Below are 21887 nucleotides of genomic sequence, written 5' to 3' on the forward strand. Positions count from 1 at the left end.
CGGGGCCCCTCGGGCCCCGCGCCGGGGCGGCGCCCCCCGGGGCGCGCTGCCCCCCCCCCCCGTTCATCGGCCTTGCGCCGATTCGGCTCGTCGTCGGGCGCGTAGTGTCAGCGCTCTTCCTCGGCGGAAGAAGCCGGAACGGCCGTGAGCCGCTCCGTCTCGTCCTGTATCTCAGCGGCGATCTTCTTGAGTTCCGGCTCGAACTTGCGCCCGTGGTGGGCGCAGAAGAGCAGTTCTCCGCCGCTCAGCAGGACGACGCGCAGGTATGCCTGGGCGCCGCAGCGGTCGCAGCGATCGGCGGCCGTCAGCGGGCTTGCGGAAGTCAGAACAGTAGTCACGTCGCCTCTTCTCTAGCTCGACGAGCTGTCGTACCAGGGTCAACATCCAACCAGCCCCAAAACGTTCCCGCTCGTGGCTTTTCCTCGAAAAAACTTTCCGAGGGGCCGGCTGTTGCCGATTGGCGGCGAATGTGCCGTATTGCGTTTCTCTGTGTCGTACGGGTTCGCGCAGTCGGTCAGTGTCGGTCCGGCCGGCTGGGTTGCCGGTTTGTTCATGAGGACGTGCCCGGAGCCTAAATGGTTCATGCCTCGAAGGGAACGTGATGTGTACTTCACCCCATCGAGGGATCGAACAGACATACGACTCTGGACTAGGGTGAGTCAGCGACGAGGGTGGCGTTGCAACGGCTCTACCAGGGCTCGGTACCCTCTGACCGGTGAACCGAGCCGCGCGCCCTTACCCAGCGGGGCCCCATCTGAAATTCAGCGAGGAGCGAACCGCGTGACCGCCGAGACATCCGTGCCGTCCACTGCGCTGCTGGCAGGAGCAGACCGGGACGGATCCAACTACACCGCGCGGCACCTGCTCGTCCTCGAGGGGCTCGAGGCCGTACGCAAGCGTCCGGGCATGTACATCGGATCCACCGACAGCCGCGGCCTGATGCACTGCCTGTGGGAGATCATCGACAACTCCGTCGACGAGGCCCTGGGCGACTACTGCGACCACATCGAAGTGATCCTCCACGACGACGGTTCGGTGGAGGTCCGGGACAACGGCCGGGGCATCCCCGTCGACGTCGAGCCCAAGACCGGCCTGTCGGGCGTCGAGGTCGTCATGACCAAGCTGCACGCCGGCGGCAAGTTCGGCGGCGGTTCGTACGCCGCCTCCGGCGGTCTGCACGGCGTCGGTGCCTCCGTGGTGAACGCCCTGTCCGCCCGCCTGGACATCGAGGTGGACCGCGGTGGGAACACCCACGCCATCAGCTTCCGGCGCGGTGTCCCCGGCGCGTTCGCGGGGACCGGTCCGGACGCCAAGTTCGAGGCCAAGAACGGGCTGCGCAAGGCCAAGAAGATCCCCAAGACCCGCAGCGGCACGCGCGTGCGCTACTGGGCCGACCGCCAGATCTTCCTCAAGGACGCCAAGCTCTCCCTGGACACGCTGCACCAGCGGGCCCGCCAGACCGCCTTCCTGGTGCCCGGACTGACCATCGTCGTCCGGGACGAGCTCGGCCTCGGTGACGGCGGCAGCAAGGGCGAGGAGTCCTTCCGCTTCGACGGCGGCATCAGCGAGTTCTGCGAGTTCCTGGCCAGTGATCGGCCCGTCTGCGACGTCCTCCGCTTCAGCGGTCAGGGCAGCTTCAAGGAGACGGTCCCGGTGCTCGACGAGCACGGCCAGATGACGCCCACCGAGGTCACCCGCGACCTCGCCGTCGACGTCGCCATGCGCTGGGGCACCGGTTACGACTCCACGCTCCGGTCCTTCGTCAACATCATCGCCACCCCCAAGGGCGGTACCCACGTCGCCGGCTTCGAGCAGGCGGTGACGAGGACGATGAACGAGGTGCTGCGGACCAAGAAGATGCTGCGCGTCGCCGAGGACGACGTCGTCAAGGACGACGCCCTGGAGGGGCTCACGGCGGTCGTCACCGTCCGTCTCGCGGAGCCGCAGTTCGAGGGCCAGACCAAGGAGGTCCTCGGCACCTCGGCGGCCCGCCGGATCGTGAACAACGTCATCACCAAGGAACTCAAGGCGTTCCTGACCTCCACCAAGCGAGACGCCGCCCAGCAGGCCCGCGTGGTGATGGAGAAGGCCGTCGCCGCGGCGCGCACACGGATCGCGGCCCGTCAGCACAAGGACGCACAGCGCCGTAAGACGGCCCTGGAGTCGTCCTCGCTGCCGGCGAAGCTCGCGGACTGCCGCAGCGACGACGTCGACCGCAGCGAGCTGTTCATCGTCGAGGGAGACTCCGCGCTGGGTACGGCGAAGCTCGCCCGGAATTCTGAGTTCCAGGCGCTGCTGCCGATCCGCGGCAAGATCCTCAACGTGCAGAAGTCGTCCGTGACCGACATGCTCAAGAACGCCGAGTGCGGCGCGATCATCCAGGTCATAGGAGCGGGGTCCGGCCGCACCTTCGACATCGACGCGGCCCGCTACGGCAAGATCATCATGATGACCGACGCCGATGTGGACGGCTCCCACATCCGCACGCTGCTGCTCACCCTGTTCCACCGCTACATGCGGCCCATGGTGGAGGCCGGCCGGGTCTTCGCCGCGGTGCCGCCGCTGCACCGCATCGAGCTGGTCCAGCCGAAGAAGGGCCAGGACAAGTACGTCTACACGTACTCGGACCGCGAGCTGCGCGACAGGCTCATGGAGTTCCAGAGCAAGAACATCCGGTACAAGGATTCCATCCAGCGGTACAAGGGTCTGGGCGAGATGGACGCCGACCAGCTCGCGGAGACGACCATGGACCCGCGGCGCCGCACGCTGCGCCGGATCAACCTGACCGATCTGGACTCCGCCGAGCAGGTCTTCGACCTGCTGATGGGCAATGACGTCGCGCCGCGCAAGGAGTTCATCTCCAACTCGGCTGCGACGCTGGACCGGTCGCGCATCGACGCGTGACCACGCTCAGCCGCTGAAACCGGGCCCGGAAGCGAGATCCGGGCCCGGTTCGGCGTGTGGGCGTCCCCCGCAGAGCCCGGCACTGGTCCCGGCACTGGTTTTCTCCACCCATGGGTGGAGTTCCCCGCCGTGCAGGGCTCCACCCATGATCCACCCGGGCTCCGATCCCGTGGCCTCGCCGCTTCCGTAACGTCGAAGGCGCCGGCGGGATCCGCCGCCGGCGTCATCCTTCTCCCGCTCACGGAGGCACGATGTCCGGGCTCGTCGACGCGTTGGTGATCACGGTGGTGGCCGGTCTGGTGATCGCCCGCCAGTCCCGCCCCAGCCGCATCGACACCGACCGGCGCTGGTGGGTGCTGCCCGTGGTGCTGGTCGTCGTCGCCCTGCGCGAGCCGGGCATGATCGACGCTCATCACCACACCGCTGCCGTGCTGCTCCTCGCCGCTGAGATACTCGTCGGCCTGGTCACCGGAGGCGCCTGGGCCTGGACCACCCGCACATGGGTGGGAGCGGACGGCGCCGTGTGGGGCAGGGGCACCCGGTCGAGCGTCGCGGTGTGGGCCGTCGGCATCGGGCTGCGCGCCGCCCTCTTCGGAGTCGGTGCCGCCCTCGGAGTCCGGCAGGACAGCTCTGCCCTGGTCCTCGCCCTCGCCGGGACCCTGCTGGTCCGCTCCGGAGTGGTGGCCTGGCGCGCCCAGGTCCCACGCCCGAGCGGACTGCCAGGCCCCGCGTACGGTGCCGCCGTGTCCCGGCCCGCCCGGAAGGAGCCCGCGTGACGGAGAACGTCTGGACGAGGTGGCCCTCCAAAGAGGCGCTCCGTCACGAGGGTGTCTCCACACCCCGTCGTCTGCTGGCCTGGTTCGCGCGTCTGGTGGTGTTCGGGGCGCTGCTGTGGGGAGCCTTCACGAGCAGCCAAGTGCGCGGCTGGGGCGCGGCCGCGGCGGCCGCCGGACTGCTGGTGGCGGTGTCCCTGGCCTGGGCCTACTCCCGGACCACGCTCGCGCACCGGCTGTGGCCCTCCCTGGTGCTCCTCGCAGCGCTGCTCGGGGTCGCGGTCGCCGCCCAGAGCGCCGGCTTCCGGGTGCCGGCCCTGGTCATCTGGTGCGCCGGCTCCGTCGCGGCCCTGGAAAGGATGCCCCTCGTGGCGGCACTGCCCATGACGGCGGTGGCCCTGACGTCCTACGCCGCCGTCACGGACGACCCGTGGCCGACCACCTTGGCGACGACGGCCGGACTGGCCCTCGCGGGATACGTGCTGCGGCTGGACGCCGAGGGCAGAGGCAGCGCGATACGGCTGCTGGCCCAGGAGCGAGCCGCGCGGGCGGCCGAGGCCGAGTCCGCCGCACTCGCCGAGCGGGCCCGCATCGCCCGGGAGATCCACGACGTACTGGCACACAGCCTCTCCGCACAACTGGTGCACTTGGAGGCGGCCCGGTTGCTGATCGAGCGGGATGCCGACCGGGAGCAGATCCTCGACCGGGTGGTGGCGGCGCGCGGCATGGCCCGCGACGGACTCGCCGAGACCCGCCAGGCGCTGTCCGCCCTGCGCGGTGAGCTGACGCCGCTGGAGGACTTCCTGGCCCACCTCGTCCGGACGACCGAGAGCGACGCCGAGGTCACCATTACGGGGGATCGCAGACCCCTGCCGGCGGAGGCGTCGCAGGCCGTGCGCAGAGTGGCCCAGGAAGCGCTGACGAACGCCCGCAAGCACGCCCCGGGCGCCGGCGTGCGGGTGCGCCTGGACTACGGCGCCCATGAGGTGATGCTCGACGTGCGGGACTCGGGAGGCTCGCCCGGCGAACTCACCACCACCGGAGGTGGGTACGGTCTGCTGGGCATGCGGGAGCGTGCCGAACTGCTGGGTGGCTCGCTGCGGGCAGGCCCGGGCGAGGAGGGGTTCGTGGTGACGTTGAAGGTGCCGGTATGACGGGGGAGGCCCGCCAGACGCCCGCGCGGGTGGTCGTCGCGGACGATCAGACCGTGGTGCGGGAGGGCATCGTGATGCTCCTCGGACTGCTGCCCGGCGTCGAGGTCGTGGGCGCCGCGGGCGACGGCGAGGAGGCGGTGCGCCTGGTCGCCGAACTCGCCCCGGACGTGGTGCTGATGGACCTGCGCATGCCCCGCTGCGACGGCGTCGAGGCGACCCGCAGAATCCGCGCCGAGCACCCCGGGACCCATGTCGTCGTGCTCACGACGTACGCGGACGACGAGTCGCTGTTCCCGGCGTTGACGGCGGGAGCGCGCGGCTATCTCACCAAGGACGCGGGCGGGGACGAGATCGTCCGGGCGGTGCACAGCGTCCTGTCCGGGGACGCGGGGCTCTCGCCGAGCATTCAGCGGCGACTGCTGGAGCGCCTGTCCGAGTCCGGGCCGGGGCCGGCCGGCTCGCAAGAGCCGCCGGACGGTCTCACCACCCGTGAGACCGAGGTCCTGGTCCTGATCGCCGAAGGGCTCAACAACCAGCAGATCGCGAGCAGAATGCACGTCTCCACGGCGACCGTGAAGACCCACATCAACAACCTGTTCGCCAAGACGGGGCTCAAGGACCGTGCTCAGGCGGTGCGTTACGCCTACGGGAAGGGGCTGGTACCGCCACCAAGGGGTTGAGTCACCTGATGGGGTGAAGCGGAAGGGGAAGAAGAGTCGGGGATCTTCCCGTTCTGTCCATCCTTGGGCATGCAGTCAAGCAATGACCGTTCCCGCGGCGCCGGGAGTGGTCCCGAAAGCGCGGTGGACCCCCGCGCCGTGCCGGACCGGGCATACGTCGAGGCGTCACCGGACCCCCGGTACGACGACCCGTGGTACGACGCGCTCGCCTCCGGCTGGGGTGAGTCCGCGGATGCCGGGCCTCCCGAGCCGGTGCTGCCGCGGATGCGCAGGGAACCGGCCGGGGAACCGTCCCGGGGCGCGGCCGACGTGTACCTGGAGGTCCAGCGCAGCCCCGCCTTCCAGGAGGTGCGCAGCCGGTACCGGAGGTTCGTGGTGCCGGCGGTCGCCGCCTTCTTCGTCTGGTACGTCGCCTATGTGGTGGCCGCCACCACGGCGCCCGAGCTGATGGCCCGTCCGGTGGCGGGGGCGGTGAACGTGGCGATGCTCGCGGGGCTCGGGCAGTTCCTCACCACGTTCCTGCTGACCTGGGCGTACGCCCGGCATGCTCGACTGCGCAGGGACCGGGCGGCGCTCGAACTGCGCTGGGACACCCAGGAACTGACTCGCGGCGTACGGGGTGGCGCGTCATGACCGGCGACCACCAGACTTTGGCGCTGCTGCTGTTCAGCACGTTCGTCGCCGTCACGCTGGGCATCACCACGTGGGTGAGCCGCCACCGGCAGGGGTCGGCGGAGGAGTTCTACGCGGGCGGCCGTCTCTTCTCACCGATGGAGAATGGTTTTGCCATCGCGGGCGACTACATGTCGGCCGCGTCCTTCCTCGGCATCTCGGGGCTCATCGCGCTCTACGGCTACGACGGCATGCTGTACTCGGTGGGTTTTCTGGTGGCCTGGCTCGTCGTGCTGTTCCTCGTCGCCGAACTGGTGCGCAACTGCGGGAGGTTCACCCTCGCCGACGTCGTGGCCGCCAGGATGCGGGAGCGACCGGTGCGGATCGCGGCGGGGACCTCCTCTGTCACCGTCTCCGTCCTGTACCTGGTGGCGCAGATGGTCGGCGCGGGCAGTCTCGTCGCGCTGCTGCTCGGCGGCACCACCGAGGCGGCGCGGACCTGGACCGTCATCGGCGTCGGCGCCCTGATGGTGATCTACGTGTCGCTGGGCGGGATGCGCGCCACCACCTGGATCCAGATCGTGAAGGCGGTGCTGCTGCTCGGCGGCACCGTGGCCCTGACCACGCTCGTCCTGGTGCGCTTCCACGGTGACTTCGACCGGCTGTTGCGCACGGCGGCCGAGCGCAGTGGCCACGGCGAGGCGTTCCTGGCGCCCGGGCTGGCGTACGGCGGGGACTGGACCTCCCGCTTCGACTTCATCAGCCTGGGGCTGGCCCTGGTGCTGGGCACGGCCGGGCTGCCGCACATCCTGTCCCGCTTCTACACGGTGCCCACGGCCCGCGCGGCGCGGCGGTCCGTCGTCTGGTCGATCGGACTCATCGGCGGCTTCTACCTGATGACGATCGTGCTCGGCTTCGGCGCCGCCGCCCTGGTCGGACCGGACGCCGTACGCGCGTCCAACGCGGCCGGCAACACGGCGGTCCCGCTGCTCGCCCTCGACCTGGGCGGCGGCGCGGGCTCCACCGGCGGGACGGTGCTGTTCGCGGTCGTCGCCGCCATCGCGTTCGCCACCATCCTCGCGGTGGTCGCCGGCATCACCCTCGCGTCCTCCGCGTCCGTGGCCCACGACCTCTACGCGTCCCTGCGCCGCCGCGAGGCGGAGCCGCGCAGTGAGGTCGCCGTGGCGCGGATCGCCGCCGTCGGGGTCGGCGCCGTCGCGATCGGACTCGGCCTTCTCGCCCGAGATCTCAACGTCGCGTTCCTGGTGGGCCTCGCCTTTGCCGTCGCCGCCTCCGCAAACCTGCCCGTGCTGCTCTACTCGCTGTTCTGGCGCGGCTTCACCACGCGCGGCGCCGTGTGGGCCGTCTACGGCGGCCTGGTCCCGGCGGTGGCGCTCGTGCTGCTGTCCCCGGTGGTGTCGGGCAGCCCGCAGTCGCTCTTCCCGCACGTCGACTTCCAGTACTTCCCACTGCAGAACCCGGGTCTGGTCTCGGTCCCCTTGGGCTTCCTCGCCGGCTGGCTGGGCACGGTCACCTCGCCGGAGGTCCCGGACAAGGCCAAGCACGCCGAGACGGAGGTGCGGTCACTGACCGGATCGGGGGCCGTGTAGCGGGTGGGCGGGGGCTTGACCGCCCGGCCCGGTTCAGGGGCGGGTCGCCCACTCGTAGCGGTGTTCCGGGCGGCCGGCGTCGCCGTACTTGAGCGTCAGCCTGGCCCGTCCCGTGCGCTCCAGGAGCTTCAGATAGCGCTGTGCGGTCTGGCGGCTCACCCCGGTCCGTTCGGCGATCTCCTGGGCGGAGAGCGGTCCGTCGGACTTCATCAGGCACTGGCGCACCGACTCGGCGGTGGTGGGGGAGTGGCCCTTGGGCAGCCCCGGTTCCGACGGTGCCGACAGGGCGCCGAAGATCCGGTCCACCTCCGCCTGCTCCGCCTCACCGCCCCCGTCGAGGGTGCGCCGCAGCTCCGCGTACGCCTCCAGCTTGGCGCGCAGCCCCGCGAAGGCGAAGGGCTTCACCAGGTACTGGAGGGCTCCCTGGCGCATCGCCGCCTGGACGGTCGACACGTCCCGGGCGGCCGTCACCATGATGACGTCCGTTTGGTGGCCGCGCCGCCGCATCTCCTGGACGACCTCCAGGCCGGTCCGGTCGGGCAGGTAGTGGTCGAGCAGGATCAGGTCGAGGCGGGGCAGCCGTTCCACGTTGCGCAGCGCCTCCACGGCGCTGTGCGCCTCGCCCGCGACGTGGAATCCCGGCACCTTCTCGACGTAGGCGGCGTTGACCCGCGCGACCCGCGTGTCGTCGTCCACGACCAGGACCTCGATCATCGGGACTCCTCCTCGGCAGCGGTGTTCGCGGGGGCGGTAGCGGCGTGGGCGGGTTCCAGGTCCGCCTCCGCCAGCGCCTCGGGCAGGACGACCACGAACTCCGCGCCCCCGCCATGCGCCGCGTCGACGGTGGCGCTGCCGCCCTGTCGCTCGGCCAGTCTGCGCACCAGCGACAGCCCGATGCCGCGCCGGCGGTGCGCCGGCGGCTCCTTGGTCGACCATCCCGGCGTGAACACCATCTCGCGGTGATCCGCCGGAACCCCGGGTCCGGTGTCCCGCACCCGGAGCGTGGCGGCGCGCCCCTGTGCGCGCAGTTCGACCTCCACACGCGCGTGCGGCGTCCCCGCGGCGGCGTCGAGGGCGTTGTCCACCAGGTTGCCGACGATCGTGACGAGCCCCCTGGGGTCGACCAGCCGGTCCGGCAGCCGCGTCCGGTCCGACACCCAGAGGGTCACTCCGCGTTCTGCCGCGACGGTCGCCTTGCCGACCAGCAGCGCGGCCACCAGTGGGTCCTGGATCCGCTCGGTGATCTGCTCCGCGGTCACCCGGTGATCGCCGACCACCTCCCCGACGAACTCCACGGCGTCGTCGTACATCTCCAGTTCGAGCAGCCCCAGCAAGGTGTGCATGCGGTTGGCGTGCTCGTGGTCCTGGGCTCGCAGGGCGTCGATCAGGCCGCGCGTCGAGTCCAGCTCCCGGCCGAGCTGCTCCAGCTCGGTGCGGTCGCGCAGGGTGGCGACCGCACCGCCGTCGTCGGTGGGCATCCGGTTGGCCACCAGGACCCGCTGGCCGCGGACGGTCAGCAGGTCGGTGCCGGTCACCCGGCCCGCCAGGACATCGGCCGTGCGCCCCGCGCCGAGCGCCTCGTCGGGGGAACGGCCGACGGCCTCGGCGCCGAGTCCGAGCAACCGCTGCGCCTCGTCGTTGAGCAGCCGCACCCTGCCCCCGCGGTCCAGGGCGACCACACCCTCCCGGATGCCGTGCAGCATGGCCTCGCGCTCCGCGAGCAGCCCCGCGATGTCCGAGAAGGCCAGGTCGCGGGTCTGCCGCTGCACCCGGCGCGAGATGAGCCAGGCCGCCAGCGCGCCCACGGCCAGGGCGCCGCCGGCGTACGCGAACAGCCCGGGAATCGCCTGGATCAGCCGTGCCCGCACGCTGTCGTACGCGATGCCGACCGAGACCGCCCCCACGATGTCGCCGTCGGCGTCGCGCAAGGGCACCTTGCCGCGTGCGGAGCGGCCGAGGGTGCCGTCGTCGATCTCCATCACGTCGCGTCCGGCCAGCGCCTGCCCGGGGTCGGTCGAGACGACCTCGCCGATCCGGTCCGGGTCGGTGTGCGACCAGCGCACGCCCTGCCGGTCCATCACGACGACGTACTCCGCCTGCGTGGCCTTCCGGATCCGCTCCGCCTCCGTCTGCACCGGCCCGTCGGTCGCCGGGCGGGTGGTCCGCAGTTCCTCGACGACCTGCGGCTGCTGCGCGGTGGTCTGCGCGATCGCCAGGGCCCGGCGCATCGCCTGGTCGTCCAGCTGGTCACTGAGCGGCGCCAGGAACAGCCCGGTCGCGAGCACCGCGACTCCCGCGGCGATCGCCAGCTGCATCAGCAGCACCTGCGAGAACACCCGCCGCGGCAGGCCGAGGCGCCTGCGGCGTACGGGGGGAGTGGAGCTCATACCCATGACCGTACGTGGGAGGTGGGGGCATCCCGTAGAGGGATGTGGCGCGGATCTCCCGTACGCGTTCCGGGCGGGCCGGTGCGTCAGCTCGCGAGCGCCGCCGTCACGGTCAGTGCGCGCACCGCCGTGATCTCCATGCGCGCCGGCGAGCCCAGGACCGAGGCCCCGCAGCTCTCCGGGCGCGGCGGCGACGACGCGCCCTGGGCGACGGTGACCCGCCAGTGCCGCCCGTCCGTGTGGGCCAGGGTCACCTCCCAGCGGGGTGCGGCACCGTCCGTCCGTACGACGCTCAGCGCCCCGGCCGCGTCCTCGCCCACGGCTGAGCGCAGGGCCAGCTCGGCCGCCTGACCGGGACGTTCCCACGCCGAGTTCCCGCGGCAGCCCTCGACGACGATCCGGCCCTCCCGCGCGCCGTGCAGGATCTCCTTGACGTCGTGGGCCTGGACGCGGCCGTAGACGTATCCGTGGGGCAGGACGAGCACCGTCGGCGAGAAGCGGTGGCCTCCCAAGTGTGTGACCTCCCAGACGCCCGCCGCCCCGGAGACGGCGAGTTCGGCCGCCAGCGGGCGGCCGAGGAGTGCGCAGCAGCGGTCCCGCTTGCCGTTGGTGCAGACGAGAGCCAGGGGATCGCCGAGATGGGGGCCGCCGTCGAGGGCCGAGTCGAAGCCGCGGTGATCGCCCCGGCCGAGCGCCGCGAAATCGAGGTCGAGCAGCCGGCGGGGATCCCTGATCGTGTTGCCGTGCACCCACACGTTTCCCGGCACGGTGTGGGCCGCGTACACCCTGCGTGCGACCGGAGTGCCGCGGTCCGCGTGCCGTCCTGGCCGGCGGATGAGCGCGACGCGTACGCCCGTACCCTTCACCGCTGCTTCCAGGGCGCGGCCGAGCGCGGGGTCCAGATGGCTCGACGTCAGGGCCTTGGCGCCCCACGGGCCGGGCTGTTCGAGAAGCAGCCAGGTCGACGCGACGGGGGCGGTGCCCGAAACGGGCTCGTCGAGGTCCCAGGAGACGGTTGAGCACGTACTCACAGAGGTGAGCCTAACCTGACTTGCCGCGCGGTGACTTCCCACCGCGCCTGAACGCTACTCCGGCAGTGGCTGCGGCGGCCGCGGGCCCGAGTAGAGCCCACTCGGCCGCATCCGCAGGGGGCGCTCCCCGTACTCCTCCAGCGCATGCGCGATCCAGCCCGCCGTACGGGCCACCGCGAAGATCGTCTCGGCCGCGGAGGGAGCCATGCCGGAGGAGGCGGTGAGGACGGCGAGGGCCAGGTCGACGTTGGCGTGCAGCGGGGTGTGGCGGGCGGCGGTGGCCTGGACGTCCCGGGCCGCGGCGAGCGCGGGCCCGGCTCGCGGGATGTCCTCCAGGAGCGCGAACAGGGCACGCGCGCGTGGGTCCTCGCCGGGGTAGAGCCGGTGGCCGAGGCCCGGGATGCGCCGGCCGGCCCGCAGTTCCTCGGCGACCACGGGCGCCGCGTTGCCCTGGTCGAGCACCTCCAGCAGCATCCGGTGCGCAAGTCCGCCCGCGGCGCCGTGCAACGGCCCCTCGATCACGCCGAGCCCGGCGGACACCGCCGCGTAGGCGTGCGCCCGGGCCGACGCCGCTACGCGCACGGCGAGCGTGGAGGCGGCCAGGTCGTGGTCGACGAGCAGGGAGAGCGCGGTGTCGAGGGCGTGCAGTGCCGGCTCGTCGGCGGGGCGCCCGCTGAGCCGGGTCCACAGGCGGTGGGCGAGCGGGGCCCGGTCGTCGCCGTCGCGCAGTACGGGCGGCAGCGCGGCGACGAGGGTGGGGATGAGGATGCGCGCGGTGCCCAGTACCGCGTCCTCGGACAGGTCGAAGCGGAGCGGGTCCGCGACCGCGGCGGCGATCGCCGCGACCCGCAACCGGTCGGTGGGCGCGGCGTGTTCGGGCAGGGCGCCGACGGCCCGGCGGGCGACGGTCACGGAGGACTCGGGCGCGGAGAAGGCGGCGCTTGAGCGCAACTCCCCGGTCCAGAGCCATTCGGCGACCTCTTCGTAGCTGTGGCGCGCGGCGAGTTCGACCGCGTCGACGCCCCGGTAGTAGAACCGGTCGCTCTCGATGAGCGTGAGGCGGGTGCGCACGGCCAGCTCCTGGCCGGAGGCCCCGGAAGTGCCGCCGTCGCGCCGGTTGCGCCGGGCGAGGGTCCGCACCTCCTCCGCGTCGAAGGTGCTGCCCCGGCCGTCGTGGGTGCGCCGGCTGCCGAGCCGGCCGCGGCTGACGTACGCGTACACGGTCTCGGGCTTCACCCCGAGGAGTTCGGCCGCCTCCTTGGTGGTCAGGCGCCGTTCGGCGTCGTCCGGGCGGCCGGGGTCTTGATCGCGCATGGGGTCACCGTATCGATCCTGAGGGTCCGTCCGGGGCCGTACATTGATTCAATCAATATTGACAACAGTTTGGTCAAGTATGTTGACTCAAGTTCGAGGAGGTAATCATGTCCGTCAACAGAACCGCAGCCGGCCCGTCCGGAGCGGCGCCCGTCGAGGTACCGCGAGGGCTCGCTGGTGTTGTGGTGGCCGAGACCGAGGTCGGCGACGTGCGGGGGCTCGAGGGCTTCTACCACTACCGCCAGTACTCGGCCGTCGAGCTTGCGCGGAGTCGTGGCTTCGAGGACGTCTGGCATCTCCTGGTGCACGGGGAGCTCCCGGACGCGCGGCGCGGTGCGGCCTTCGCCGCCGAGACCGCGGCGATGCGGCGCCTCCCCGACGCGGTGCGCGCGGCGCTGCCCGCCATCGCCGCGGCCGGCGGGCACTCCGGCCCGCTCGCCGGCATGCGCACGGCCCTGTCGCTACTGGGCGCGGCCCGGGGCTTCAGGCCCGTGTACGACCTGTCGGCCGAGCAGCGCCGCCAGGACACCCTGGTGGCCGCGGCCGCCGTGCCGACGCTGCTGACCGCGCTGCACCGGCTGGCACACGGACTCGAACCGGTCGAGCCGCGCGAGGATCTGTCCTACGCGGCGAACTATCTCTACATGTTGACGGGCGAGGAGCCGGACGCACGGCGCACGCGGGCGATCGAGCAGTACTTGATCTCCACCATTGACCACGGCTTCAACGCGTCAACGTTCACCGCGAGGGTCATCGCCTCGACGGGCGCGGACGTCGCGGCGGGCCTCACCGGAGCGGTGGCGGCGCTGTCCGGGCCCTTGCACGGCGGGGCGCCCAGCCGGGCGCTGGACACCCTGGACGCCATCGGCACGCCGGAACGCATCGACGGCTGGATCCGCGAGCGGGTGCTCGCCGGTGACCGCATCATGGGCTTCGGCCACGCCGTCTACCGCACCGAGGACCCGCGCTCCAGGATGCTCCGTGAGGTGGCGCAGGGGTTCGGCGGTCCGCGCGTGGAGTTCGCCGTCGAGGTGGAGCGCCGGGTCGAGGCGATCCTCGCGGGGCTGAAGCCGGGGCGGGAGTTGCACACCAACGTCGAGTTCTACGCGGGTGTGGTCATGGAACTGTGCGGGCTGCCGCGCGAGATGTTCACCCCGACGTTCGCGGCGGCGCGGGTGGTGGGCTGGAGCGCGAACATCCTGGAACAGGCGCGGGACTCGAAGATCATCCGTCCGGCGGCGCGGTATGTGGGGCCGGGGGCGCCGGTCGGGGTGCCGGCGCTCGCGTGAGACACGAAGCCCGGCACGATCGGGTGCCGGGCTCGGCCGGTGGGCCTATGCGGGGGGATCCTCGGAGGTGTCGTCGCGGCGGCCGCGGAACGAGCGGACAGCCATGATCATCGCCGCGAGGCCGCCGAGGAATCCGCCGATGGCGCCCACCAGGTTGGCTATCTCAGACATCGGGGATGTCCGCCTTGGCGCGGACCAGGGCCTCCCGGCTCACGACGACGATGCGTTCGTAGTCGGCGCGGGCGGCGTCGGCGGGCAGTTCACGCTCCAGCGCCTCGGTGGCCTCGGTGCCGATGACGGCGAAGTTGCCGTCGCTCAGTTCGAAGACGTCCGGGCACGTGGATCCCGTGGTGCTGCCACGAGCGCTGGGAGGCACACCGATGCGGCGCACGATTTTCAAGGGGTACCGGTCCTTAGAGGCAGGGGCTGGCGGAGTGACGAGGCCACACCGTACTGGGTGCGCGGAGACCACGTTGGCCCGCAGGCCGAGAGACACTCCGTCGCTAACTCCGTTGGACGGTCTCAGTCGTTCGGAGGCGTGCCCACGACCCACCACTCGTCCGTGTCTGCCTCGTCCAAGTCCCTGACGAGATCGTCCACCACCCGCCCCAGACGGGCTTCCTCGGAGCGCTCGTCGAGGGAGGCGCGCATGTTCCTCGACGCCTCCCAGTACTCACGGAAAATCGGACTCTGGAAGAACTCCCGCAGGCGCCCCTGGAGCCCTTCCTGATCCAGAAGCCCCGCCCGATGCACGTGGTAGAGGTTCACGTACCAGGCGTTCGCGTAGAAGAACTGGCGGCGCCGTTCGGCCGGGATGCCCTTGTCGTAGGTGTCTATGACCTCGGCGAGGGACGGGTCGTCGATCGCCCTGGTGAGCAACTCCCAGTGCATACGCTGCTGATGCGCCAGCGACTGCCGCCGGATGGCCAGCTCCTCCAGCTCCAGTATTCGCTCCTGCAAGCGCGCCGCCTCCAGTCGCCACTGCCGCGCAGCCAGCGACAGTCCCGCCGTGGCGAGCAGCAGCCCGGTCGCCGCGGAGCCGAACCTCCCCGTGATCTTCTTCCGTGTGGCCATGTCAACCCCCGAATCAGGCGACCGCCCGCCGGTCGTCGAGTGCGGGTCGGTTGACGGGGACCGGCGAGCGATGGGCGGCGCGTGCCACCTCCAGAGTGCCGAGCGGCGCTGATCGGCGGGGAGGCGGAGAGGAGGCGCACGGAGGGAAGCGAGGGTCGCACACTCCGGCGCCTTGCCAGACGTCTGCCCCGAGAGCGCTGCTAACAATCGTTCACTCCGCGTCGGCTACGGCGACTCGTATCCTGAGCAGGCCATTCCGCGCACGGTGCACGACTTGCCGAGAGACGGCGTACGCGTAGGTGAGAGAGAGGTCGCACGGTGGGGCAGCGCCCGACACGGCAGCAGATTCCGGTCGTCGTACTCGCCGGGTTCCTCGGCTCCGGGAAAACCACACTCCTCAACCACCTCCTCCACCGCAGCGGAGGCAGCCGTATCGGCGCCGTCGTCAACGACTTCGGCTCGATCGAGATCGACGCGATGGCCGTCGCCGGCGCCCTCGGCGACTCCACCGTGTCGCTCGGCAACGGCTGCCTGTGCTGTGCCGTCGACGCCAGCGAACTCGACGGGTACCTGGCGCGGCTCGCCCGGCCCGAGGCCGGCATCGACGTCATCGTCATCGAGGCGAGCGGCCTGGCCGAGCCGCAGGAACTCGTGCGCATGGTGCTCGCCGGCGAACAGCCGGAGGTCGTCTACGGCGGACTCGTCGAGGTCGTCGACGCCGCCGAGTTCGACACCACACGCGCGCGGCACCCCGAGATCGACCGGCACCTGGCGCTTGCCGACCTGGTCGTGGTCAACAAGACCGACCGGGCCGAGGACGCCGAACGCGTGCTCGCTCTCGCCCGCTCGCTCGCCGACGGCGCCGCCGTCGTGCCCGCGACCTACGGCCGTATCGACCCCGCGTTCCTCTACGAGTGCCGGCCGAGTGAGGAGCGCGTGGGCCAGCTGTCCTTCGACGACCTGCACGACCACGACGCGCACGACGCGGGAGGCGCGGAGGGCGCCCACGCCGAGCATCTGCACGTGGCGTACGACACCCTCTCGTTCGTTTCCGACCCGCCGCTCGACCCGCGTCGGCTCATGCGGTTCCTCGACAGCCGGCCCGAGGGCCTGTACCGGATCAAGGGGTACGTCGACTTCGGCCCGTACGACCCGCGCAACCGGTACGCCGTGCACGCCGTGGGACGCTTCCTGCGCTTCTACCCGGAGCCCTGGCCGCCCGCCGCCGCCCGCCGCACCCAACTCGTCCTCATCGGCTCGGGCATCGACGCGCCCGCCCTCGACAAGGAACTCGACGCGTGCCGCAGCGACACCCCGCACGCCGACGAGCACGGCATGTGGGGCGTCCTGCGCTACGTACAGTCCCCGGTGGACGGATCCCCGGACGGCTCGTCCCCGGACGGCGAGGAGTCGCCGCCCGCCGTCTAGGCCGGGCCCGCCACCACCGACACCGTCTTCGGCAGCGACACGCCGGAGCCGTCGCGGCGCGGGTCGATGTCCGGGAGCTGGGCCGGTGTGCCGTTCTTCTGGGCGGCCAGCGCCGGGGTGGGGCCCGCCCAGGCGAAGGCCAGGCAGTCCTCGCCCTTCAGGAACCGCTGGCAGCGCACGCCACCCGTGGCCCGGCCCTTGCGCGGGTACTGGTCGAACGGCGTGAGCTTGGCCGTGGTCTGCACGGAGTCGTCCAGGGTGCCGCGCGAACCGGCCACCGTGAAGACCACCCCCTCCACGGCCGGGTCCACCGCCGTGAAGGAGATGACCTTGGCTCCGTCGGTGAGCTTGATGCCCGCCACACCGCCCGCCGGACGGCCCTGCGCGCGCACCTGTGAGGCCTGGTAGCGCAGCAGCTGCGCGTCGTCCGTGATGAAGACCAGGTCCTCGTCACCGGTGCGCAACTCGGCGCCGCCGACGACGCGGTCGCCCTCCTTGAGGGTGATGACCTCCAACTCGTCCTTGTTGGACGGGTAGTCGGGCACCACACGCTTGACCACGCCCTGCTCCGTGCCGAGCGCCAGGCCCGGCGAGGACTCGTCCAGGGTGGTCAGGCAGATGACCGTCTCGTCGTCCTCCAGGGACACGAACTCCGCGAGCGGCGCGCCGCCCGCCAGGTTCGGCGCCGGCATGGGCTCGGGGAGCTGGGGCAGGTCCACGACGTTCACCCGCAGCAGGCGCCCGCCGGACGTCACCACGCCCACCTCGCCGCGCGCCGTGGCCGCCACCGCCGAGACGATCAGGTCGTGCTTGACGCGCTTGGCACCGGCCTCCGTGACCAGGGGCTCATCGTTCGCGGTGCGGGCCAGCAGGCCCGTCGAGGAGAGCAGTACCCGGCACGGGTCGTCCGCCACCTGGAGGGGCACGGCGGCGACCGGGACACCGCCCGACTCCAGCAGCGTCGTACGACGGTCGGTGCCGAACTTCTTGGCGACCGAGGCCAGTTCGGCGGAGACCAGCTTGCGCAGCTCGGCGTCCGAGTCGAGGATCCGGGTCAGCTCCTCGATCTCCGCGTTGAGCCGCTCCTTCTCGGCCTCCAGCTCGATGCGGTCGTACTTGGTGAGCCGGCGCAGCGGCGTGTCCAGGATGTACTGGGTCTGGACGTCGCTCAGCGAGAAGTGCTCCATCAGGCGCTGCTTGGCCTGCGCGGAGTTCTCGCTGGAGCGGATGAGGCGGATGACCTCGTCGATGTCGAGCAGCGCGGTGAGCAGGCCCTCCACCAGGTGCAGTCGGTCGCGCTTCTTGCCCCGGCGGAACTCGCTGCGGCGCCGTACGACGTTGAAGCGGTGGTCGAGATAGACCTCCAGCAGCTCCTTGAGGCCCAGGGTGAGGGGCTGGCCGTCCACCAGGGCGACGTTGTTGATGCCGAAGGACTCCTCCATCGGCGTCAGTTTGTAGAGCTGCTCCAGGACCGCCTCGGGCACGAAGCCGTTCTTGATCTCGATGACCAGGCGCAGTCCGTGCGCGCGGTCGGTGAGGTCCTTGACGTCCGCGATGCCCTGGAGCTTCTTCGAGCCCACCAGGTCCTTGATCTTCGCGATGACCTTCTCGGGACCGACCGCGAAGGGCAGCTCGGTGACGACGAGACCCTTGCGGCGGGCCGTCACGGTGTCCACGGAGACCGTCGCCCGGATCTTGAAGGTGCCGCGGCCCGTCTCGTACGCGTCCCGGATGCCGGGCAGGCCCACGATCCGGCCGCCGGTGGGCAGGTCGGGGCCCGGAACGTGCTTCATCAGGGCTTCGAGGTCGGCGTTCGGGTTCCGGATCAGGTGCCGGGCGGCGGCGATCACCTCGCGCAGATTGTGCGGCGGCATGTTCGTGGCCATGCCGACCGCGATGCCGGAGGCGCCGTTGACCAGCAGGTTCGGGAAGGCGGCGGGCAGCGCCACCGGCTCCCGCTCCTGGCCGTCGTAGTTGGGGCCGAAGTCGACGGTGTCCTCGTCGATGGACTCCGTCATCAGGCTGGTGGCCTCGGCCATCCGGCACTCGGTGTACCGCATGGCGGCCGGCGGGTCGTCGTTGCCCAGCGAGCCGAAGTTGCCGTGGCCGTCCACCAGGGGCACGCGCATCGAGAACGGCTGGGCCATGCGCACCAGGGCGTCGTAGATCGACGCGTCGCCGTGCGGGTGCAGCTTGCCCATGACCTCGCCGACGACGCGGGCGCACTTCACATAGCCGCGCTCGGGCCTGAGGCCCATCTCGTTCATCTGGTACACGATCCGGCGGTGCACCGGCTTGAGGCCGTCGCGGGCGTCCGGCAGTGCACGGGAGTAGATGACCGAGTACGCGTACTCGAGGAAGGAGCCCTGCATCTCGTCGACGACGTCGATGTCGAGGATCTTCTCCTCGTACGAGTCGTCGGGCGGCGGGGTCTTCGTACTACGGCGGGCCATCGCTGCCGGCTCCTTGCTGAAGCGTGAACGGTGATCTGACGCCGTCCATTGTGGACTGCGGCACTGACAGCCACCGACCAGGACCCGTCACGGGCTGCCCGGCCCGGCGCTGCCCGCAGGGTACGCCCTCGTCCCGCGCCCTCGTCCCCGGCGGGCCGCCAACCCCGTTCTCGCTCTCGGCGTACGAGGCCCGGGAACTCCACCGGCGTCCCGCACGCTTGCATACAGTGGCAGGATCGGCGGAATTCCGCAGTTCCGCCCAATGATCCACCCAGTGATTCCACCAAGGATTCCGCGATCGAAGGGACGTACATGCCCATGGGTCACACGGCCACAGCCCAGGCAGACTCCGGCGGCCTGACAGCGACCGAGCACCGCCTGGCCAACGGCCTGCGCGTGGTGCTCTCCAAGGACCACCTGACCCCGGTCGCTGCGGTGTGCCTCTGGTACGACGTCGGCTCCCGCCACGAGGTCAAGGGACGTACCGGCCTGGCTCACCTTTTCGAGCACCTCATGTTCCAGGGCTCCGCCCAGGTCAAGGGCAACGGTCACTTCGAGCTGGTGCAGGGCGCCGGAGGCTCGCTCAACGGCACCACCAGCTTCGAGCGGACCAACTACTTCGAGACCATGCCCGCTCATCAGCTGGAGCTCGCCCTCTGGCTGGAGGCCGACCGCATGGGTTCCCTGCTGTCCGCCCTGGACGAAGAGTCGATGGAAAACCAGCGGGACGTCGTCAAGAACGAGCGCCGCCAGCGCTACGACAACGTCCCCTACGGCACGGCCTTCGAGAAGCTGACCGCCCTCGCCTACCCGGAGGGCCACCCCTACCACCACACGCCGATCGGCTCCATGGCCGACCTGGACGCGGCCACCCTGGAGGACGCCCGCGCGTTCTTCCGCACGTACTACGCGCCGAACAACGCGGTGCTGTCGGTCGTCGGCGACATCGACCCCGAGCAGACGCTGGCCTGGATCGAGAAGTACTTCGGTTCCATCGCCTCGCACGACGGCAAGCAGGCCCCCCGGGACGGCTCGCTGCCCGACGTCATGGGCGGGCAGCTGCGCGAGATCGTCGAGGAGGAGGTCCCGGCCCGCGCCCTGATGGCGGCCTACCGTCTCCCGGAAGACGGCACGCGCGCGAGCGACGCGGCCGACCTGGCGCTCACCGTCCTGGGTGGCGGCGAGTCGTCCCGTCTGTACAACCGGCTGGTGCGGCGCGACCGCACGGCCGTCGCCGCCGGTTTCGGCCTGCTGCGGCTCGCCGGGGCGCCCTCCCTGGGGTGGCTGGACGTGAAGACGTCCGGTGACGTCGAAGTGCCGGTCATCGAGACCGCCATCGACCAGGAGCTCGCCCGGTTCGCCGAGGAGGGCCCTACGGCCGAGGAGATGGAGCGCGCCCAGGCCCAGCTGGAGCGCGAGTGGCTGGACCGGCTGGGCACGGTCGCCGGCCGCGCCGACGAACTGTGCCGGTACGCCGTGCTGTTCGGCGACCCGCAGCTCGCCCTCACCGCCGTGCAGCGGGTGCTCGAAGTGACGGCGGCGGAGGTCCAGGAGGTCGCCAAGGCCCGCCTGCGCCCCGACAACCGCGCGGTGCTCGTCTACGAGCCGACCGCCCCGACCGACGAGAACGCCGCCGACGAGACCACCGTCACCGTCTCCGTGACCGACGCCACCGACGAGAACGAGGAGGCGGCCAAGTGACCGACCTCGCCACCATGGACTTCCACGCCCAGCCGCAGGCCGGCGAGCCCAAGCCGTGGGCCTTCCCGGCGCCCGAGCGCGGCAGCCTCGACAACGGGCTGACGGTACTGCGCTGCCATCGCCCCGGCCAGCAGGTCGTCGCCGTGGAGGTGCTCCTCGACGCGCCCCTGGACGCCGAGCCGGCCGGCCTCGACGGCGTCGCCACGATCATGGCGCGCGCCTTCTCCGAGGGCACCGACAAGCACTCCGCCGAGGACTTCGCCGCCGAGCTGGAGCGCTGCGGTGCCACCCTCGACGCGCACGCCGACCACCCCGGCGTCCGGCTCAGCCTGGAGGTGCCCGCCTCGCGCCTCGCCAAGGCGCTCGGCCTCGTCGCCGACGCCCTCAGGGCACCCGCCTTCGCGGACAGCGAGGTCGAACGGCTGGTCCGCAACCGCCTCGACGAGATCCCGCACGAGCTGGCCAACCCGGCCCGCCGCGGGGCCAAGGAACTCTCCAAGGAGCTGTTCCCGGCCGGGGTCCGCATGTCCCGCCCGCGCCAGGGCACCGAGGAGACGGTCGAGGCCATCGACTCCGGGTCCGTACGCGCCTTCTACGAGAGGCACGTCCGCCCCGCCACGGCCACCGCCGTGGTCGTCGGCGACCTCACCGGCCTCGACCTGGACGCGCTGCTGGGCGAGACCCTGGGCGCGTGGACCGGCTCCGCCGCCGAACCCCGCCCCGTGCCGCCGGTGACCGCCGACGACCGGGGCCGGGTCGTCATCGTGGACCGTCCCGGCGCCGTCCAGACGCAGTTGCTGCTCGGCCGCACCGGATCCGACCGGCACGACCGTGTGTGGCCCGCACAGGTGCTCGGCACCTACTGCCTCGGCGGCACCCTCACCTCCCGCCTGGACCGCGTCCTGCGCGAGGAGAAGGGCTACACCTACGGCGTACGGGCGTTCGGGCAGGTGCTGCGGTCCGCGCCGGACGGCACCGGCGCCGCCATGCTCGCCATCAGCGGCTCCGTCGACACCCCTAACACCGGTCCCGCCCTGGAGGACCTGTGGACGGTGCTGCGCAAGCTCGCCGCGGAGGGGCTCACCGACCCCGAGCGCGACGTGGCCGTGCAGAACCTGGTGGGTGTGGCGCCGCTGAAGTACGAGACGGCCGCGGCCGTGGCGAGCACCCTGGCCGACCAGGTCGAGCAGCACCTGCCGGACGACTACCAGGCGACGCTCTACCGTCAACTGGCCGCCACGGGCACCGTGGAGGCCACGGCGGCGGTCGTGAACGCCTTCCCGGTCGACCGCCTGGTGACCGTCCTCGTCGGTGACGCCGCGCAGATCAAGGAGCCCGTCGAGGCCCTCGGCATCGGTGAAGTCACCGTGGTGACGGCCGAATAGCGGCACGCGCGGTGGCGGGGGGCGCGCCGCGCGCGGGCGGCCCCGGGGGCCGGCGGGGGCCGGTTTGTGGCGTGCGGCGCGCGGGGCCCCGC

Annotated in this window: 19 protein-coding genes; 10 read left to right on the forward strand and 9 right to left on the reverse strand. The window is 71.6% G+C overall.

Going from position 1 to position 21887, the window contains the following annotated elements; genetic code table 11:
• Positions 1-107 precede the first annotated feature (107 nt).
• Positions 108-338 (reverse strand): hypothetical protein, encoded by a 231-nt coding sequence (locus ACFWR9_RS21915; RefSeq protein WP_007445070.1) that lies wholly within the window; start codon positions 336-338, stop codon positions 108-110.
• Between the two features lie 442 nt (positions 339-780).
• Between ACFWR9_RS21915 and ACFWR9_RS21920 the strand changes: the two genes are divergently transcribed.
• From ACFWR9_RS21920 to ACFWR9_RS21945, 6 genes are all read left to right on the forward strand, one after another.
• Positions 781-2904 carry a type IIA DNA topoisomerase subunit B gene (locus ACFWR9_RS21920; RefSeq protein WP_383844782.1) on the forward strand — a complete coding sequence of 708 codons (2124 nt, stop codon included), beginning with the start codon at positions 781-783 and terminating at the stop codon, positions 2902-2904.
• A 251-nt stretch (positions 2905-3155) separates the two neighbouring features.
• Positions 3156-3680 carry a DUF1453 domain-containing protein gene (locus ACFWR9_RS21925; protein ID WP_383844785.1) on the forward strand — a complete coding sequence of 175 codons (525 nt, stop codon included), beginning with the start codon at positions 3156-3158 and terminating at the stop codon, positions 3678-3680.
• On the forward strand, positions 3677-4831 hold the full coding sequence (locus tag ACFWR9_RS21930) for a sensor histidine kinase (RefSeq protein ID WP_383844787.1): 1155 nt from the start codon (positions 3677-3679) through the stop codon (positions 4829-4831). The genes ACFWR9_RS21925 and ACFWR9_RS21930 overlap by 4 nt, the downstream gene beginning before the upstream one ends.
• The gene (locus ACFWR9_RS21935; RefSeq protein ID WP_383844790.1) at positions 4828-5511 is read left to right on the forward strand and encodes a response regulator; all 684 of its coding nucleotides are present in this window, start codon (positions 4828-4830) and stop codon (positions 5509-5511) included. The genes ACFWR9_RS21930 and ACFWR9_RS21935 overlap by 4 nt, the downstream gene beginning before the upstream one ends.
• A gap of 69 nt (positions 5512-5580) precedes the next feature.
• Positions 5581-6144, forward strand: a complete 564-nt coding sequence (locus tag ACFWR9_RS21940) for a DUF485 domain-containing protein (RefSeq protein ID WP_383844793.1) — start codon at positions 5581-5583, stop codon at positions 6142-6144.
• Positions 6141-7733 (forward strand): cation acetate symporter, encoded by a 1593-nt coding sequence (locus tag ACFWR9_RS21945; protein ID WP_383844796.1) that lies wholly within the window; start codon positions 6141-6143, stop codon positions 7731-7733. Before ACFWR9_RS21940 ends, ACFWR9_RS21945 begins: the two co-directional genes overlap by 4 nt.
• A 33-nt stretch (positions 7734-7766) precedes the next feature.
• Here ACFWR9_RS21945 and ACFWR9_RS21950 read toward each other — a convergent pair whose 3' ends face one another.
• The 4 genes from ACFWR9_RS21950 to ACFWR9_RS21965 all read right to left on the reverse strand — a co-directional run bounded on the left by ACFWR9_RS21950 (position 7767) and on the right by ACFWR9_RS21965 (position 12465).
• The gene (locus tag ACFWR9_RS21950) at positions 7767-8447 is read right to left on the reverse strand and encodes a response regulator (protein ID WP_383844799.1); all 681 of its coding nucleotides are present in this window, start codon (positions 8445-8447) and stop codon (positions 7767-7769) included.
• On the reverse strand, positions 8444-10120 hold the full coding sequence (locus tag ACFWR9_RS21955) for an ATP-binding protein (RefSeq protein ID WP_383844802.1): 1677 nt from the start codon (positions 10118-10120) through the stop codon (positions 8444-8446). The genes ACFWR9_RS21950 and ACFWR9_RS21955 overlap by 4 nt, the downstream gene beginning before the upstream one ends.
• 86 nt (positions 10121-10206) lie before the next feature.
• A complete protein-coding gene (locus tag ACFWR9_RS21960) occupies positions 10207-11151 on the reverse strand; it encodes a sucrase ferredoxin (protein ID WP_383844805.1) in 945 nt (314 codons plus the stop codon).
• A 54-nt stretch (positions 11152-11205) separates the two neighbouring features.
• Positions 11206-12465: a citrate synthase gene (locus ACFWR9_RS21965; RefSeq protein ID WP_383844808.1), complete on the reverse strand. Its 1260-nt coding sequence runs from the start codon at positions 12463-12465 to the stop codon at positions 11206-11208.
• A 107-nt stretch (positions 12466-12572) separates the two neighbouring features.
• Here ACFWR9_RS21965 and ACFWR9_RS21970 point away from each other — a divergent pair, with 107 nt between their 5' ends.
• Positions 12573-13754: a citrate synthase/methylcitrate synthase gene (locus ACFWR9_RS21970; protein WP_383844810.1), complete on the forward strand. Its 1182-nt coding sequence runs from the start codon at positions 12573-12575 to the stop codon at positions 13752-13754.
• 45 nt (positions 13755-13799) lie between these two features.
• Here ACFWR9_RS21970 and ACFWR9_RS21975 read toward each other — a convergent pair whose 3' ends face one another.
• The 3 genes from ACFWR9_RS21975 to ACFWR9_RS21985 all read right to left on the reverse strand — a co-directional run bounded on the left by ACFWR9_RS21975 (position 13800) and on the right by ACFWR9_RS21985 (position 14828).
• Positions 13800-13925 carry a hypothetical protein gene (locus tag ACFWR9_RS21975; RefSeq protein WP_383844811.1) on the reverse strand — a complete coding sequence of 42 codons (126 nt, stop codon included), beginning with the start codon at positions 13923-13925 and terminating at the stop codon, positions 13800-13802.
• Positions 13918-14154 (reverse strand): hypothetical protein, encoded by a 237-nt coding sequence (locus ACFWR9_RS21980; RefSeq protein WP_383844814.1) that lies wholly within the window; start codon positions 14152-14154, stop codon positions 13918-13920. Before ACFWR9_RS21980 ends, ACFWR9_RS21975 begins: the two co-directional genes overlap by 8 nt.
• 122 nt (positions 14155-14276) lie before the next feature.
• On the reverse strand, positions 14277-14828 hold the full coding sequence (locus tag ACFWR9_RS21985; RefSeq protein ID WP_383844817.1) for a DUF6082 family protein: 552 nt from the start codon (positions 14826-14828) through the stop codon (positions 14277-14279).
• Between the two features lie 318 nt (positions 14829-15146).
• Between ACFWR9_RS21985 and ACFWR9_RS21990 the strand changes: the two genes are divergently transcribed.
• Positions 15147-16256, forward strand: a complete 1110-nt coding sequence (locus ACFWR9_RS21990) for a CobW family GTP-binding protein (RefSeq protein ID WP_383844820.1) — start codon at positions 15147-15149, stop codon at positions 16254-16256.
• Here ACFWR9_RS21990 and ACFWR9_RS21995 read toward each other — a convergent pair.
• The gene (locus tag ACFWR9_RS21995) at positions 16253-18709 is read right to left on the reverse strand and encodes a DNA topoisomerase (ATP-hydrolyzing) subunit A (protein WP_383844823.1); all 2457 of its coding nucleotides are present in this window, start codon (positions 18707-18709) and stop codon (positions 16253-16255) included. The two genes, ACFWR9_RS21990 and ACFWR9_RS21995, sit on opposite strands and share 4 nt — an antisense overlap.
• Before the next feature lie 312 nt (positions 18710-19021).
• On the opposite strand from ACFWR9_RS21995, the gene ACFWR9_RS22000 reads away from it, so the two are divergent.
• Complete coding sequence (locus ACFWR9_RS22000; protein ID WP_383844826.1) at positions 19022-20410, forward strand: M16 family metallopeptidase; 1389 nt, start codon at positions 19022-19024, stop codon at positions 20408-20410.
• Positions 20407-21795 carry a M16 family metallopeptidase gene (locus tag ACFWR9_RS22005; RefSeq protein WP_383844829.1) on the forward strand — a complete coding sequence of 463 codons (1389 nt, stop codon included), beginning with the start codon at positions 20407-20409 and terminating at the stop codon, positions 21793-21795. The genes ACFWR9_RS22000 and ACFWR9_RS22005 overlap by 4 nt, the downstream gene beginning before the upstream one ends.
• Positions 21796-21887: the final 92 nt, after the last annotated feature.

This window comes from Streptomyces sp. NPDC058534 (genome assembly GCF_042717365.1).
In the GTDB taxonomy this organism is placed as follows: domain Bacteria; phylum Actinomycetota; class Actinomycetes; order Streptomycetales; family Streptomycetaceae; genus Streptomyces.